This window comes from Fulvimarina uroteuthidis (assembly GCF_034321785.1).
Lineage (GTDB): Bacteria > Pseudomonadota > Alphaproteobacteria > Rhizobiales > Rhizobiaceae > Fulvimarina > Fulvimarina uroteuthidis.
The window spans coordinates 304837-321400 of the sequence record NZ_JAXLPB010000005.1 but is presented as its reverse complement, the minus strand read 5'-3'; the positions used below and the strand labels follow the sequence as shown (position 1 = coordinate 321400).

At 65.0% G+C, this 16564-nt stretch carries 10 protein-coding genes; 3 read left to right on the top strand and 7 right to left on the bottom strand.

The genetic code is table 11. The annotated features are described in order from the left end of the window. Positions 1-147 precede the first annotated feature (147 nt). From U0C82_RS15780 to U0C82_RS15750, 7 genes are all read right to left on the bottom strand, one after another. On the bottom strand, positions 148-2955 hold the full coding sequence (locus U0C82_RS15780) for a TRAP transporter permease (RefSeq protein ID WP_322188349.1): 2808 nt from the start codon (positions 2953-2955) through the stop codon (positions 148-150). Between the two features lie 107 nt (positions 2956-3062). Further along, complete coding sequence (locus tag U0C82_RS15775) at positions 3063-4037, bottom strand: TAXI family TRAP transporter solute-binding subunit (RefSeq protein WP_322188347.1); 975 nt, start codon at positions 4035-4037, stop codon at positions 3063-3065. A gap of 181 nt (positions 4038-4218) precedes the next feature. Further along, positions 4219-5406, bottom strand: a complete 1188-nt coding sequence (locus U0C82_RS15770) for a BCCT family transporter (protein WP_322188345.1) — start codon at positions 5404-5406, stop codon at positions 4219-4221. Positions 5407-5634: 228 nt separating this feature from the next. Then, positions 5635-9030 (bottom strand): bifunctional proline dehydrogenase/L-glutamate gamma-semialdehyde dehydrogenase PutA, encoded by a 3396-nt coding sequence (gene putA / locus U0C82_RS15765; RefSeq protein WP_416186702.1) that lies wholly within the window; start codon positions 9028-9030, stop codon positions 5635-5637. A 288-nt stretch (positions 9031-9318) separates the two neighbouring features. After that, positions 9319-10101, bottom strand: a complete 783-nt coding sequence (xth, locus tag U0C82_RS15760) for an exodeoxyribonuclease III (RefSeq protein ID WP_322188341.1) — start codon at positions 10099-10101, stop codon at positions 9319-9321. Between the two features lie 5 nt (positions 10102-10106). Next, positions 10107-10577: a hypothetical protein gene (locus U0C82_RS15755; protein WP_322188339.1), complete on the bottom strand. Its 471-nt coding sequence runs from the start codon at positions 10575-10577 to the stop codon at positions 10107-10109. 5 nt (positions 10578-10582) lie between these two features. Further along, positions 10583-10924 (bottom strand): HesB/IscA family protein, encoded by a 342-nt coding sequence (locus U0C82_RS15750; protein WP_322188337.1) that lies wholly within the window; start codon positions 10922-10924, stop codon positions 10583-10585. A 106-nt stretch (positions 10925-11030) separates the two neighbouring features. On the opposite strand from U0C82_RS15750, the gene U0C82_RS15745 reads away from it, so the two are divergent. From U0C82_RS15745 to U0C82_RS15735, 3 genes are all read left to right on the top strand, one after another. After that, positions 11031-12239 (top strand): deoxyguanosinetriphosphate triphosphohydrolase, encoded by a 1209-nt coding sequence (locus U0C82_RS15745; protein ID WP_322188335.1) that lies wholly within the window; start codon positions 11031-11033, stop codon positions 12237-12239. Between the two features lie 77 nt (positions 12240-12316). Next, on the top strand, positions 12317-14065 hold the full coding sequence (gene argS, locus U0C82_RS15740) for an arginine--tRNA ligase (protein WP_322188507.1): 1749 nt from the start codon (positions 12317-12319) through the stop codon (positions 14063-14065). An 84-nt stretch (positions 14066-14149) separates the two neighbouring features. Then, on the top strand, positions 14150-16558 hold the full coding sequence (locus U0C82_RS15735; RefSeq protein ID WP_322188333.1) for an SPOR domain-containing protein: 2409 nt from the start codon (positions 14150-14152) through the stop codon (positions 16556-16558). Positions 16559-16564: the final 6 nt, after the last annotated feature.

The window sequence follows — 16564 nt, the reverse complement described above, 5'->3', positions numbered from 1 at the left end:
GCCGCGACGTTTCCCGGCCGTCCCGCGCGGGCCGGTCCGAAACCGGGCGCCGGTCATGCGGCCTTGCGATGCGGTATCCATCGACCGGACGCGAAAAGCCGCCGATGCCCGTCGAGCTCCGGCGGCTTTTTCCTCGGTCCGGGCCGGTCAGGCGGTGCCCGGCCTCATGCTCGTCCGCGGCGCGGTGCGCCCGGCCCGGCCCCGCTGCGCCCATACGACGAGGGCGAGCAGGAGGAGGGCCGGAATGAACATCCAGTATTTCGACGGCGGATCGGCCGGCTGCAGGACACGAACGACTTCCTGATCCCAGTCGAGACCGGCTTCGGCGGCCGGCGATCCGAAGGCGACATTGTCGATGATCATCTTGCCGTCCCGCTCGATCGTCTCGATGCCGGAATTCAACAGCTTCTCTTCGCCCGTCGCGCCTTCGCCGATCGGAACCAGCGCCACGAAGGAGAGCGGATCGCCGAGCGAGTCCACCCCATCGACACGGATCCGCAGTTGCTCGCCGGCGGGCACCTCGGCCGCCGTCTCCACCAGCAACGCCGGTTCGCGCTCCACATAAGGGGGCGAGATCATGTCCATCCAGAAGCCCGGACGGAACAGGGTAAAGGCGACCAGCAGCAGCGCGACCGACTCGTAGAACCGGCTCTTCGTCAGGAACCAGCCCTGCGTGGCCGCCGCGAACAACAGCATCGCGACCGTCGCGACGATGAAGATGAAGACCCCGTGCGGGATATCGACATTGATCAGGAGGAGGTCGGTGTTGAAGATGAAGAGGAACGGCAGAGCCGCGGTGCGCAGGGAATAGAAGAACGCGATTCCGCCCGTCCTGATCGGATCGCCGCCGGACACGGCGGCCGCGGCAAAGCTTGCAAGGCCCACCGGCGGTGTCACGTCGGCCATGATGCCGAAGTAGAAGACGAAGAGATGCACCGCGATGAGCGGCACGATCAGCCCGTTCTGCTGGCCGAGCGTGACGATGACGGGGGCGAGAAGCGCCGAGACGACGATGTAGTTCGCGGTCGTCGGCAGGCCCATGCCGAGGATCAGCGACAGGATCGCCGTCAGGAACAGGATGGCCAGCAGATTGCCGCCGGACAGCACCTCCACGACATCGGCGAGGGCCGAGCCCACGCCCGTCTGCGACACGGCGCCGACGATGATGCCGGCAGCGGCCGTTGCGATGCCGATGCCGATCATGTTGCGCGCCCCGGCGATGAGGCCTTCGATCAGGTCGATCACACCCGCGGTGAAGGAGCCCGAAAAGGTCTCGGACTTGCGGAAGAGCGCGAACAGCGGACGCTGGGTCAAAAGGATGAAGATCATGAAGGCCGAGGCCCAGAAGGCCGAGAGACTCGGCGACAGACGGTCCACCATCAACGCCCAGATCAGGACGACGACGGGCAGCAGAAAGTGCAGACCGGACTTCACCGTGGGGCCCGGTGGCGGCAGCACGGTGATCTCCTCGCTCACTTCCATCGCGTCCGACTTGAAGCGGGCGGCATAGGCGACGAGACCGACATAGGCGAGGACGAGCAATCCGAAGACGACCCAGAAGGCGTTCTCCCCGAAGACCGGCCGGATCCAGCCCATGCCGTAATAGACCGCGAAGGAGAGGGCGCAAATCGCCGCGACGCCGAAGGCCATGCCGACCAGCCATCGCAGCCAGGGCGAGGGCTCGTAGGACCGCGGCAGACCCTCCATTCCGGCCTTCGCCGCTTCCAGATGCACGATGTAGACGAGCGCGATGTAGGAAATGACGGCGGGCAGGAAGGCGTGCTTGACGACGTCGAAATAGGGAATGCCGACATATTCGACCATGAGGAACGCGGCGGCGCCCATGACGGGCGGCATGATCTGGCCGTTGACGGACGAGGCGACTTCCACCGCGCCGGCCCGTTCGGACGAAAAGCCGACCTTCTTCATGAGCGGGATGGTGAAGGTGCCGGTGGTCACGACGTTGGCGATGGACGAGCCGGAGATGAGGCCGGTCATCGCGGACGAAATGACGGCGGCCTTGGCCGGTCCGCCCTTCATGTGGCCCATCAGCGAGAAGGCGACATTGATGAAGTAGCTGCCGGCGCCCGCCTTGTCGAGCAGCGAGCCGAAGAGCACGAACAGGAAGACGAAGGAGGTCGAGACGCCGAGCGCGATGCCGAAGACACCCTCGGTCGTGATCCACTGGTGGTTCACGACTTCCGACAGCGAATTGCCCTTGTGGGCGATGATGTCGGGCATGTAGCGCCCGAGGAATGTGTAGACGAGAAAGATCGAGGCGACCACCATGAGGGCCGGACCGAGGGAACGGCGGGTGGCCTCGAGCAGGATCAGGATGCCGAGCGTCGAGACCATGAAGTCGATCTCGATCGGCGCGCCGACGCGGTTCGAGATCGCATCGTAATTGACGTAGAGATAGATCGCCGTGAGCGACCCGGCGATCGCGAGCAGCCAGTCATTGATCGGCACGCGGTCGTCGGGCGAGGGCAGCAGGACGCAGGCGACGACGACGATGGTGATCAGCGGAACGTACCAGACCGGCAGGACCCCCGTGGCCCCGCTCATGAACAGTGCGCCGATGACGATCGGAACGGCGACGCCAAGGCCGAGCTGCACTTTCGATCGCTCGCCCGGAAAGGCGAGAAATGCGAGCAGCATCGCGAAGGCGAGGTGGATCGAGCGCGATTCGGTGGTGTTGAAGACGCCCCAGCCCACCTGGAAGGGAAAGGGCGAGGCGATCCAGAGCTGGAACAAGGACCAGCAGAGCGCGACGGCGGCGATGAAATAGGCGACCGGCTTGCTCGGACTGCGTCCGCCGGTATCGGACGAGGCGACGAGCGAATCGAGATCTTCGTTCTTGTTGGTCGCGGCGCGCACGTCGACGTCGTCGATCTTGCGAGGGACATTGTCGTCGAGGCTGGAGCCTTGCGCGTGGTCGGTCTTGCCGTTGCTCATCGATCGTCTTTCCCGGTATGCGACGGACAGCCTCCGCCCAGGTGATCCGGTCGCTCACGACCGGCAGGCGGCCGGCCCCCGAGGAAACCGGCCGGACCGAGATGGACTTACAGCAGGCCCGCTTCCTTGTAGTAGCGTTCCGCGCCCGGATGCAGAGGCGCGCTGTTGCCGTCGGAGACCATCTCTTCCTTCGTCAAGGTCGCGAAGGAGGGATGCAGGGTCTTGAAGCGATCGAAGTTCTCGAACACGGCCTTCGTCACCTGATAGACGAGTTCCTCGTCGGTATCGGCGCTTGCCACGAACGTCGCCTTCACGCCGAAGGTCGCCACGTCATCCGGATTGCCGGTATACATGCCGCCGGGAATGATCGCCTTGGTGTAGTATGGGTTTTCCGAGATCAGCTTCTCGATCTCCGGACCGTCGACCGGCACGAGGTTGGCATCCACCGTGGTCGTCGCTTCCTGGATCGAGCCGTTGGGGTTGCCGACCGTGTAGATGACGGCGTCCACATTGTTGTCGCCGAGAGCGGCGGCCTGTTCGGCCGGCTTCAACTGGGATGCGAGCGCGAAATCTTCCATCGTCCAGCCCTTGGCGTCCATGACGACTTCCATCGTCGCAAGCTGGCCCGAACCCGGATTGCCGACATTGACGCGCTTGCCCTTCAGATCGTCGAAGGAGGTGATGTTCGCGTCCTTGCGGGCGATCACATTGAACGGCTCGGGGTGGACCGAGAACACCGAACGCAGCTTGTCGAACTTGTCGCCCTCGAACTGCGAGGTGCCGTTGTAGGCATGATACTGCCAGTCGGACTGGGCAACGCCCATGGCCATGTCGCCGGACTTGATGGCGTTGATGTTGGCGATCGAACCGCCCGTGGACGGTGCGGTGCACTTGTACTCGGTTTCGCGATTGACAAGCCGGCAGATCGACTGGCCGACGACGTAATAGACGCCCGTCTGCCCACCGGTACCGATACTGAAGAATTCCTCCTGTGCCTGCGCGCCGCCGGACAAGGCGGTGCCGAGGGTCAGGACGCCTGCAAGGCCCAGAGCCTTGGTGAATGAACGACGTGTGCTTCGCATAGCAGTCTCCCTATCGATGGTTCCCGCGCCGCTTTCTCGTGCCCGGGTTCGACGCAAATGATGCAGGCCAAGCCAACGCTTGGCAAGCGCAGGGCGTGTCGAACGCACAGATTGGTCGAACCATTGTGAAATAGAGCGCCAACAACCAGCTCTGGGCCTGGTCTATTCGTCGATGCCACGATCACAGATCGAGTTGCGGATTCTTGTATACTCCTTTGACATTGCTCATGACATGCCGCGCGCGCATGGCGATGAACACGAGGGTTGAAACGTAGAGAGCGATGACGATCCCGCCGATCCATTCGATCTGCAGCCACTGGCTCTCGAAGAGAAGCGTCAGGCTGAACAGCACGGCCGTGTTTCCGGCGATGTAGGTCCACTTGCCGAACCGCTGCACCGTCAGGTCGAGATTGTCGGTGTAGAGGCGGATGAGGCTGTCGAGCGAATTGATGACGAAGGTCGTGCCGACGATGACCATGGCGATGTTGAGGAAACCGTCGGTGGGAAGGCTGTTTTCGTAGTAGTAGTACAAGACGGAGAACCAGATCGCGAGCGGGATCGACGGGATGATCATGAGGGCCGCCAGCATGTGCTGCGTCTTCATGCCGCCGACGAAGCGCGAGGTGAACTGGCCGATCATGATCGACCATGCGAACCACCAGAACAGATAGAATTCGTGATAGTCCGTCAAAGGCAGGACGAATCGGTGAATGTTCGTGAAGTAGCCGCCAATATTGGCGATCGACGCGCCGAATTGCGCCAGAGACATGCCCGCGACCGCCCAAAGCAGCACGATCAGCCCGCCGAAGAGCACCGTCGAGCCGACCGAGAGGATCCGCACGAACTTGATGTTGGTGGAGGAATAGGCGGCGGCCAGAATGACCGCGAAGACGATGACGTAGAACGTCGTCACCACGCTCTCCCCGTCGCCGATCGTCGGCAGATAGAAGGGCAGGTAGACCAGGAAAAGGCTGCCGGTGAAGGCGCAGGTCGTGATGATGACGACATTGTTCACGAACCGGACGACGGGCTTTTCGAAAAATTTCACCCGCGGCTCGATCGCGCAGAAGTAGAAGGCCGTCAGAAAGTAGAACGCCCAGATCAGAAAACCCCAGAACCCGAATTCCAACGCCAGGGGGTTCGTGAAGGCATAGGCCGGATTCTCGCTCGTGTTCGCATAGAGCGGGAAATCGAAGGCCAGGGGAAACATGATCAGCCCGACGTCGAGGCCGGAGGTGAAGAGGATGGCGATGAAGACGAACATCGAGACCGGCTGCGGACCGACGAGACGCAAGTTCCACCATCGTATCGTGCAGAAGATGACGAGCCCGAAAGCGAGCAGGACGCCGAAAGAGATCAGATAAGTCATGGGCGTTGCTGGATTCCTTCCCGTTTTTTTCCGTTCATACCGGCTTGGCGCCGGCAACGCGAGACCGCGGGGCCTCGTCTCCCCTCCGGCCGGCCATTCGGCCCGCTCGACCGGAGATGTTCGGGCAGCGGCGGGGCGTCGAGACGGGCGGGCACGAAAAAGCCCGCCGGTCGTCTCGATCCGGCGGGCTCGGGCTTTGCGGGAATGGTTCGTGCGCGGCGGGCGACCTCAGCGCCTCTTCGGATCCCTGAAGCGCGGATCGTTCTTGGCGACGTCCGCGAGCAATTGCGCATTGCCGCCGGAGGCGGTCGTATCGATGCAGAGATGGCGCTCGTGCAGGACGTCGGTCACCATGATCGCGCCGGTGACGAGGCGCAGAAGCGGGCCTTCGCGGCTCGCAAGTTCCCTGGCGAGCCTGCGCGCGGTTTCCTCATCGCCCCACCAGACCGCGGAGCCGAACTCGGGCCCTTTGGAAAGATCGGTCTCGGCGCTGGCCGACGTCGCCGTCCCGCCGAGCCGTTCGACGGCTTCGATCTGCTTCTTGCGATCGTCCTGCGTCGGCCCGAGGCAGAGGACCGGAGGCCGTGCCACGAGATGGAGACGGTTCGATTCGCCCGTCGGTCCAGGCATCTCGATCGGCGTCGAAGGCCGGTATTTGGGCGTGACCGGCTTCTGGAAACGCTGGACATAGAACGGGCCGCCCGCCTTCGGGCCGGTGCCCGAAAGCCCTTCGCCACCGAAGGGCTGCGACGCCACGATCGCGCCGATCTGGTTGCGGTTGACGTAGAGGTTTCCTGCATGGATCCGCTCGGTCACCTGCTGCACCCGGTCGTCGATCCGGGTGTGAAGGCCGAACGTCAACCCGTAACCGCGACCATTGATGGCATCGACCACCTTGTCGATGTCCTTGGCCTTGAACGTTGCGAAGTGCAGGACGGGTCCGAACACCTCGCGCTCCATGTCCGAGATCGAATCGACCTTGATCAGGGCCGGGGCGAGGAAATAGCCCAGATCCGGCGCTTCGATCTGGTGCAGCAGGCGGCCCTCGGCCTTCGCTTTGGCGATGTAGTCCGAGATCTGACCATGCGCTTCGGCATCGATCAGCGGCCCGCTGTCGGAATGGATCGCCCAGGGGTCCGCCGGACGAAACGCGTCCATCGCGCCCTTCAGCATCGCAATGAAGGATTTGGCGATGTCTTCCTGCACGTAGACGCAACGACAGGCCGAGCAGCGCTGGCCAGCCGACTGGAACGCCGACTGGATGATGTCCCGGATGGCCTGCTCGGGCAGGGCGCTGGAATCGACGATCATCGCGTTGAGCCCGCCGGTTTCCGCGATCAGCGGGGCACCCGGATGGCAGTTCTCGGCCATCGCCTTCTTGATCTTCCGTGCCGTGTCCGTCGAGCCGGTGAAGGCGACGCCGTCGATCCGGGGGTCCGAGGTGAGGGCGGCCCCGACCTCCCCGGCGCCCGGAAGAAGCTGCAGCGCGTCCTTCGGGACGCCGGCCTCGTGCAGCAGCCGCGTGCCGAGATGCGCGATCACCGGCGTCTGTTCCGCCGGCTTGGCGAGAACCGCGTTGCCGGCCGCCAGCCCGGCGGCGATCTGACCGGTGAAGATCGCGAGCGGGAAGTTCCAGGGGCTGATGCAGACGAAGCGTCCGAGCGGTTCGCTCGTCAGCCGCGTTGCCTCTTCGGCGTAGTAGTTGAGGAAATCCACCGCTTCGCGAAGCTCGGCCAGCGCATCCGGCAGGGTCTTGCCGGCCTCGCGGCAAAGGACGGCGAAGATCTCGCCGAAGTTCTCCTCGAAGAGCTTTGCGGCCCGCTTCAGGATCTGCGCCCGCTCCTGCGGGCTCGCGGCCCAGGGCCTGGCCGCCTCCAGCGCCGTGTCGACATCGGCCTTCGAGGCGAACCGCGTCGTGCCGACCATGTCCGAGGGATCGGACGGATTGCGCCGTTCGCTGGCGGCATCCGGCCGGGTTTCGCCGGCGATCAGCGGACCTGCCTCGAATGAAGTGTGGCGGAACGGGGAACGGGCGTCATCGATCTCCCGCAGGTGCTCGGCGGCCTTCAGGTCCCAGCCCTTCGAGTTCTCGCGCACCGGCAGGAAGATGTCGGTTCCGGGCGTCACCGGCGGCGCGTAGCCGATCGCCTCGAACGGGTCTTCGGCCACCTGCTCGGGCGGGACCTCGGCATCGACGATCTGGTTGACGAAACTGGAATTGGCGCCGTTCTCGAGGAGACGGCGGACGAGATAGGCGAGAAGATCGCGATGCGCGCCGACGGGGGCATAGATCCGGCAGCGCGTGCCGTGATCCTTCATCACCAGCGTGTGCATCACTTCGCCCATGCCGTGCAGGCGCTGGAACTCGAACTGGTCCGTCTTGACGCCCATCTGCTTGGCCATGTGCACGATCGCCGCGGCCGTGTGGGCGTTGTGCGTGGCGAACTGCGGGTAGATCCGGTCGCGATATTTGAAGAGCTTGCGCGCATTGCCGATGAAGCTCACATCCGTCGCCGGCTTGCGCGAATAGACCGGGAAGCGCGGCAGGCCCTCCTGCTGGCTGAGCTTGATCTCGGAGTCCCAGTAGGCGCCCTTCACCAGGCGCACCATGAGCCTGCGCCCAAGCCGTTCGGCGGTCTGTGCGATCCAGTCGATCACGTAAGGCGCGCGCGGGCCGAAGGCCTGCACCACGATCCCGAAACCGTCCCAGCCTTCGAGGCGCTCGTCCTCCAGCACCTTTTCGATCACTTCGAGCGAGAGGGTCAGCCGGTCCTGTTCCTCGGCGTCGATGTTGAAGCCGATCTTCATCTTCGCGGCCTTGGCCGCGAGATCCCTGACGATCGGAACGATGTCCTCGATCACCCGGTCGTGCTGACCGATCTCGTAGCGCGGGTGGAGGGCGGACAGCTTGACCGAGATGCCGGGATTGGTCGCGATGTCGCCCTTGGTGGCGCGCTTGGCCATCTTCTCGATGGCCTCGTCGTAAGCTTTGCGATAGCGCTCGGCATCCTCGTAGGTCCGGGCCGCTTCGCCGAGCATGTCGTAGGAATAGGTGAATCCCTTCTCCTCCATGCCTTTGGCCCGTTCCATGGCCTTGTCCATGTTTTCGCCGAGGACGAACTGGCGACCCATTACACGCATCGCCTGGCCGACCGCGTTGCGGATGACCGGCTCGCCGAGACGTTTCATCGCACCGCGCATGGCCTTGAGCGGACCACTGTCGTTCTCGTCGAGAACCCGGCCGGTCAGCATCAGCGCCCAGGTGGAGGCGTTGACGAGCGAGGAGGACGACTTGCCGAGATGGGCGTTCCACTGGCCCGGCGCGATCTTGTCCTCGATCAGCTCGTCCATCGTGACGGCGTCGGGAACGCGCAACAGCGCCTCGGCCAGGCACATGAGGGCAATGCCTTCCTCGGTCGAAAGGCCGTATTCGGCAAGGAAGACCTCCATCATGCCGGGATCGCCGGCCTTGCGGATCCGCTTCACCAGATCGACCGCGATGGCGCCGATCGCCTTCCGGTCCTCCTTCGAGAGATCCGCCTCGACGATCAGACTGTCCAGAACCTCGTCCGCATCCGGATAGGGTGAAACGGGAAGAACGGATGGTGGAAGCGGCATGTCCATGGGCATTCAGGCATGATCCTTGCGTGTGTTTCGAAAGGGCCGGTCGAAGGCGCTTCGGTGAAGCCTAACCTGATTTGTGCCGGTTTGCAGCCCAATCGAAGGCTCCTCCGCCAATAAAGACGCTGCAAAACGACGCTGGCGCAGCAGGACCCTGTGCCGCTGCGTCCGATCAGAGCGAGGTGTCCGTTTCGACGGACGGCGATCGGTGCAGCGCCGGCGCAAGGTTGGAGGAACGGGCCGGAGCGGGCAGGGCGCCGGACCGCTCGATGGCGGATTGAAGCCGGTGGGTCAGGCCTCGATCTCCGCGATGATCGGGACGTGGTCCGACGGTTTCTCCCAACTGCGAACCTGCTTGTCGATGCCGACCGAGCGAAGTGCGATCTGCGCTTCCGGAGACAGCAGCAGGTGATCGATGCGGATGCCGTTGTTCTTCTGCCAGGCGCCGGCCTGGTAATCCCAGAAGGTGTAGATCTGCCGGCTGTCGTCGGTCAGGCGCAACGCGTCCGCGAAGCCGAGATGGACAAGGCGACGCAGATTGCCGCGCGATTCCGGCTGGAACAGCGCGTCCTCCGTCCAGGCCTCGGGATTGTGGACGTCTTCGGGCTGCGGAATGACATTGTAGTCGCCCGCCAGAACCACTCGCTCCTCCCGCTCGAGGAGCCCGGCCGCGTGCCGCTCCAGCCGGTTCATCCAAGCGAGCTTGTAGGCGAATTTCTCCGTGCCGAGCGGATTGCCGTTCGGCAGATAGATCGAGGCGACGCGCAACGGACCGCTCCCCGTCTGCCAGACGCCCTCGATATAGCGGGACTGCTCGTCGCTCTCGTCGCCGGGCAGGCCACGCGTCACGCTCTCCGGCTTCTGCCGCGACAGGAGGGCGACGCCGTTGAAACCCTTCTGGCCGTGGGTTTCCACATGATAGCCGAGCGCCTCGATCGCCTCCCTTGGAAAGCCCTCGTCCTGGCTCTTGATCTCCTGAAGGCAGGCAATGTCCGGCGAACGCTCCTGAAGCCATGTGGTGAGCCCGTCGATGCGGGCCTTGATGCCGTTGATGTTCCAGGATGCAATCAGCATTGCGGTCAGACCTCGCCGTTCAGAATGGTCGACAGGTAGCGCGATTCGTCGGGCGCTGTCGTCATCATCGTCTGGATGAAGGCGCGACGCTCGAAATCCACGATCCCCGCCTCCCAGACGCAGGCGAACAGGTCTGGATCCGGCACGGGCAGGAATGCGTGCGGGCGACCGCGCTCGGATTTCAGGAGTGTGTTCTTCAGGCTGTCGCCATGAACCCAGCGATCCACGAGCAACCAGTCGGCATGCTCGCCGAGATGGAGAATGACGAAGCCGAGTTCCTGGCAAGCGTTCGGCTGTTGCGACGCACCGAGAAGTGGGGACGCGGCAACGAGCGCCGCGTCGACGATCTCATCATCGCGATGACGCCCAGGCCCCAGGATAACGTAAACCTTGACCGCGAAGCCCGAGATCTGCCGAGTGCCGAGGCAGCAGACGGGTCTCGGTGCGTACAGCGATACCGGGACGCCGCCTGCCACGAACGTCAGATCGAGAAGCTGGTGCCGCAGCCGCAGCTTGCGACGGCGTTGGGGTTTCGGATCTGGAAGGACTGGCCCATCAGATCGTCGACGAAATCGATGATCGAGCCATCGAGATAGACGACCGAAGTCTGGTCGATGACGACGCGGGCGCCGTCGCGTTCGAGGACCAGATCGTCCGCCTCCGTCTCGCTCGTCAGATCGTACTTGTAGGAAAAGCCGGAGCAGCCGCCGCCTTCCACAGAAACGCGCAAGGAGGTGGCCTCCGGCGATTTCGACAGGATGGAGGCGATGCGCTTGACCGCCTTGTCGGAGAGGGTGACGGGTTTTACGAGTGTCTCGCTCATGGGGTCGATCGAGGTCAGGGTGAAAGCCTGCCGCGCTCCTTGTTCGTGGGTCTTTTGAAAGGTAAGGACGCTTGAAGCCTTGGTCAATCGACGGCGCGAAATGATGATGTCATCTTCAACGAGCCGCATCGGCATGGGGCGCGAGCCGCTCAGCCCCTGCGCGGTGGATCATCGGCAAAGCCGCGGCCGGCTTTACGCCGAACCCGAAAGCGCGACCCGCACGGCCTACCAGCGCGACCGCGACCGGATCGTCCATTCGACGGCCTTTCGCCGGCTGAAGCACAAGACGCAGGTGTTCGTCGCCACCGAGGCCGACCACTACCGGACGCGGCTCACCCACACGATCGAGGTCAGCCAGATCGCCCGTGCCTTCGCCCGCGCCCTGCGCCTCGACGAGGACCTCACGGAAGCGGTGGCGCTCGTTCACGATTTCGGCCACCCGCCGTTCGGCCATGCCGGCGAGCGGGCGCTGGACCGGGCCATGCAGCCGTTCGGCGGATTCGATCACAATGCGCAGGCGCTGAAGATCGTGACGGTGCTCGAGCAACGCTACGCCGAGTTCGACGGGCTCAATCTCGCCTGGGAGACGCTGGAAGGCCTCGTCAAACACAACGGGCCGCTGACCGGCCCGCACGCGCTCGTGGCCGAATTGCCGCCGGCGATCGAGAGCTTCGACGCGCTGATGCCGCTCGACCTGGCGCGGTTCCCCGGCCTCGAAGCCCAATGCGCCGCGATCTCCGACGACATCGCTTACAACACCCACGACCTCGACGACGGGCTCCGCGCCGGGCTGATCGCCATCGACGATCTGCGCGAGCTCGAACTCGCCGGCTCGATCCTCGCCGAGATCGAGGCGCGCTATCCGGCGCTCGCCCCCGGCCGGCTCGCCAACGAGATCATGCGCCGTCACATCACGCGAATGGTCGAGGACGTGATCGCCACCTCGCTGTCCAATCTCGACACCCTGGATCCGGGCCATGCGGACGATGTGCGCGACGCGTCCTTCGCGATGATCGCGTTCTCCGACGCCATGCGGAGCGCCGTCGACGAAACGCGGCGCTTTCTGTTTCAGCGCGTCTACCGTGCGCCGAGCGTGACGCGCGTCATGGACGAGGCCGAAGCGATCGTCGAACGGCTGTTTCACCGTTTCATGGCCGAGCCTGAACGCCTTCCGGCCGAATGGTCCCACGAATTCGGGCGGATGAAGCCCCACAAGCAGGCGCGTCGGATCGCCGACTACCTGTCGGGGATGACCGATACGTTCGCGCTCGGCGAACACCGCCGATTGTTTGACCAGCCAACGCGTTTGGGCTAGCCGCAGGGTCAAACGGCAGCACAGTCTGCCTCGAGGGTCCGTTCGCGGGCGCCGCTTTGAAAAGCTCTGAAGCCATGATGAACATTTTCGCCGATTTCGAAGCGCGGGTGAGAACCGCCGTCGCAGCCGTTCTGAGCGCCGGGGGGCACGCCGTTCCCGATCTCGAACGCGTGACGGCAGAGCCGCCGCGCGACCCTGCGCATGGCGATCTCGCCACCAATGCCGCGATGGTTCTCGCCAAGCCGATGGGCCTGAAGCCCCGGGATCTCGCCGAGACGATCGCCGAAGCGCTGCGGGCCGACGCCGATATCGAGACGGTCGAGATCGCCGGGCCCGGTTTCATCAATATCCGCCTCGCGCGCGCCTTCTGGCCGCGCCATCTCGGCGAGCTGCTGACCAAGCGGATGGATTACGGGCGCGGCGAGCCGACGGGCCGGAAGATCAATGTCGAATATGTCTCGGCCAACCCGACGGGACCGATGCATGTCGGCCATTGCCGCGGGGCCGTCGTCGGCGACGCGATCGCCCGTCTTCTGACGTTTTCCGGTCACGAGGTGACGAAGGAATATTACGTCAACGATGCCGGCGAGCAGATCGGCGTTCTCGCGCGGTCGGCCTTCCTGCGCTACCGCGAGGCGCTCGGCCAGGATATCGGCGAGATGCCGGCCGGGCTCTATCCGGGGGATTATCTCATTCCGCTCGGTCGGTCGCTGCGCGACGAATTCGGCGATGGGCTCCTGGACCTGCCGCAGGACGAGTGGGAGCCGCTGGTGCGCGACCGCGCCATCGCCGCGATGATGGACATGATCCGCGCCGACCTGAGGACGCTCGGCATCGAGCACGAGGTGTTCTTCTCCGAGCGCACGCTGCACGATGCCGACGGCGGCAAGATCGCCATGGCGATCTCCGATCTCGAGACGAAGGGCTTCGTCTACAAGGGTGCCTTGCCGCCGCCGAAGGGCAAGCCCCAGGACGATTGGGAAGATCGCGAGCAGACCCTGCTGCGCTCCACCGCCGTCGGGGACGATCAGGACCGCCCGCTCGTGAAGTCGAACGGTCTCTTCACCTATTTCGCCGCCGACGTCGCCTACTTCAAGGACAAGTTCGAGCGCGGGTTTTCCGAGATGATCTTCGTCCTCGGTGCCGATCATTCGGGCTATGTGAAGCGGCTCGAAGCCGTCGCCCGGGCGATTTCGGGCGGCGAGGCGCAGGCAAGCGTGATCCTGTGCCAGCTCGTCAAGCTCTACCGCGAGGGAGAGCCGGTGAAGATGTCGAAACGGACCGGCGACTTCGTCTCGCTGGCCGAAGTCGTCGAGGAGGTCGGGCGCGATCCGGTGCGCTTCATGATGCTCTACCGCAAGAGCGATGCGCCGCTCGACTTCGACTTCAAGAAGGTCACCGAACAGTCGAAGGACAATCCGGTCTTCTACGTCCAGTATGCGCATGCGCGGGCGCACTCGATCTTTCGGCAGGCACGCGAGAACGGATTCGCCGTTGCGATCGGCGAGCCCACCGAAGCTGACCTGAACCTGTTGGACGATGAGGGCGAGACCGGCCTGATCCGGAAGCTGAGCGAGTTTCCAAGGGTCGTCCAATCGGCCGCCTTCGCCCGTGAACCGCACCGTCTGGCCTTCTATCTCTACGACCTCGCATCGTCGTTCCATGGCCAGTACAATCGCGGTAAGGACTTGCCCCAGTTACGTTTTGTTAACGCTGACGCCCCACAGTCCACTCTTGCGCGTCTGGCCCTGGTCGATGCCGTGGCGACGATCATTCGCTCCGGCCTGACGATCATCGGCGCGGAGGCCCCTGAAGAAATGCGATAATCGATCACGCTTTGGTCAATTTCGTCTTCTAGCGCTTGGATTGATACGCGTTGAGGGGCGCGCGGGGGATCGAGGGGACGAGCGATGAGCGACAGATCAGGTATCGAGCGGGGACCGTCCGAGGGTCTTGGCGCCTTCGACGACGACCCGTTTGCCGACCTGGCCCGGCTGATCGACGAACCCTGGTCGCCATCGATGCCCGCCATTCCACCGAAAGCTCCCGCGAAGACGATCGCGCCCGCGCCGGTCGAGGCCGTTCGACCCGCTCCGCCGGAACGGAGCCGCGCCACTCCCGCTCCTGCGCGCAAGGCCATCGAACCCGCACCGGCACCAAGCCGGGTCGAGCCGGGCCTTCGTCCCGATGTCGCGTCCCCTTCGAGGATGTCCGACACGAGCGAGGCCGCGGCGATCGGGGCCCTGACATCCATTGCCGGCGATCGGGCCGGCGCCAACGACGCGTCCCCCGAACGGGCACTGCCGGACAGGTCCGCCGCAAAGGGCGGCGCTCAGGACATTTTCGCCCAGGCCCGCAATGCGCCGGTGTCGCCTCCGGTTGCCCCGAACGTCCCGGTTGCCGAGACTTTTGACGACGGCGACGAATTCGACATCGATCTGTTGCTGGCCGGCGAACTCGATGCCGAATTCGCGGCGTTCACCGCCGATGGGCGCGTTGACGCGCCGATCGCCGTCGAGCCGGCCACGGCCCCTTCCGTAAAGCCGGCTGCGACCGCGCCGATGGCGACCCCTCCCGCGAGCAGGCCCGTTGCGACCGAACAGGTCGCCGCGAGATCGGCGCGACCCGTGTTCGGGTCGGCGATGCTCGGCGCGCAGCCGGCGCCGCGCGCGGCTCGGGCGCCGGCGATCGAAAAGCCGGCCGAGCCCCTGATGAACACGCTCTCGGTCGATAGCGAGGTGAGCTCCAGCGATCGCGATGCCATGGGCAGCGAGAGCTTCGACGCGGAGTTCGCGATGGCGCTGGAAGGCCTTTCTGCCCCGGCCGATCCGCTCGCCGGCAAGGTCGGCAAGGCGGAGGCCTTCGCGCCCGAGCGCCAGGCCGAGACCCCGATGACGGCGAAGGTCTTCGACGATTTCGATTCGCTCCTCGCCAGCGAGATGGCGACCCTCAACCTCGACAAAGCCGCGACCCGCGGCATCGAGCCGACATCGGCAGCATTGATCAAGGGCGTGCAGTCGGGCGAGCATGCGCGCTTCAACGTGGCCGCTCCGAATGGCGCCGACAACGAGCCGTTGCCGCGCATTCTCTCGACCTTTGCGAGCGACGACAGCCGCGTTGCCGAGGACGAGAGGCGCGCGGGCGCGCGCTTCGGGCTCGGGGCTTCCGGTCGGAAGATCGCCGCGAGCGTCGTCGTCCTGGCGCTGCTCGGCGGGACCAGCATGCTGGTTCTCGGCGGCGGGAATGGTGCGTCGGACGCGTCGGCGCCCCTCATCGTCAAGGCCGATGCCGAGCCGGTGAAGATCGTGCCGCCCAATCCCGGCGGCAAGCAGGTCGCCAACCAGGAAAGCGCGACCTATGAAAAGGTCGCAAATGGGAGCGGCTTCGCTGCGACCCAGCAGGATGCCCTCGTTTCGGCTGCCGAAAAGCCGATCGATCTCCAGCAGGAAGCGCCGCAGCAATATGAAGGTCTTCCGGGGGTGGACGCCTCCGCCTTCGCCGTCGCCATGAGCGATGCGAGGCCCGAATCGGCGGAGCCCACGCTTCAGCCGCGCCGCGTCAAGACCGTCACCGTCCTGCCCGATGGCACGATCGTTTCCGGCAGCCAGACTGAGTCGATCGAGCCGACCGCCGCCCTCATCGCCGCCGCCTCGAAGCCGGTCGACCCGCGGGCGAGCCTTGGCGGCGTGATGTCAACGATGGCGCCGGACGCCGCCGAAGCCACGCTCGAAGGCGCCGCCAGTCTCAGCGCCATCGAAGCCATGGCAGCTGCGACGGACGATCTGGCGACCGCATCGCTCGATCCCGCCGCGGACGCAACGAATGTCCCCACCAACGCAGCGGATGCCGCGATGCCTGTCGGCGAACCTGCGCCGAACGTGCCGGTTCCGGCGATGAAGCCGTCGATGCCGAACCGCCAGGTCGCGGCCCTCGAGACGGCTCCGGCACCCGGGGCCGCTCGCTCGAATGATGGGAGCGGGCCGGCCGCCCCGGTTGCGGCTGTCGCCGTGCCCGCGGGCGCTGCGGATGCGCCGGTTGCCGCCGCGCCGACGGAAGTCGCCGTGGCGCCGTCCGGCGACGCATGGTATGTCCAGATGTCGTCGCAGCCGACCGCCGATGCCGCGCGCAGTTCCGCGAACACGATCAGCACCCGCTATGCGAACCTTGTCTCGGGCCGGCAGATGCTGATCCAGACGGCCGACATTCCAGGCAAGGGAACCTATCATCGCGTTCGCCTTGCGGCATCGTCCAGGCAGGAGGCCATAGGCCTGTGCGAACAGCTGAAATCAGCCGGCGGAAGCTGCTTCGTCGCGCGCTGATCGCGG

Bases quoted from the DNA above. Each gene is read 5' to 3' on its own strand.
- putA (WP_416186702.1), bottom strand. From the start codon at position 9,030: ATGGACATGCCGCTTCCACCATCCGTTCTTCCCGTTTCACCCTATCCG.
- U0C82_RS15780 (WP_322188349.1), bottom strand. From the start codon at position 2,955: ATGAGCAACGGCAAGACCGACCACGCGCAAGGCTCCAGCCTCGACGAC.
- U0C82_RS15745 (WP_322188335.1), top strand. From the start codon at position 11,031: ATGTCATCTTCAACGAGCCGCATCGGCATGGGGCGCGAGCCGCTCAGC.
- U0C82_RS15735 (WP_322188333.1), top strand. From the start codon at position 14,150: ATGAGCGACAGATCAGGTATCGAGCGGGGACCGTCCGAGGGTCTTGGC.
- U0C82_RS15750 (WP_322188337.1), bottom strand. From the start codon at position 10,924: ATGAGCGAGACACTCGTAAAACCCGTCACCCTCTCCGACAAGGCGGTC.
- argS (WP_322188507.1), top strand. From the start codon at position 12,317: ATGAACATTTTCGCCGATTTCGAAGCGCGGGTGAGAACCGCCGTCGCA.
- xth (WP_322188341.1), bottom strand. From the start codon at position 10,101: ATGCTGATTGCATCCTGGAACATCAACGGCATCAAGGCCCGCATCGAC.
- U0C82_RS15770 (WP_322188345.1), bottom strand. From the start codon at position 5,406: ATGACTTATCTGATCTCTTTCGGCGTCCTGCTCGCTTTCGGGCTCGTC.
- U0C82_RS15775 (WP_322188347.1), bottom strand. From the start codon at position 4,037: ATGCGAAGCACACGTCGTTCATTCACCAAGGCTCTGGGCCTTGCAGGC.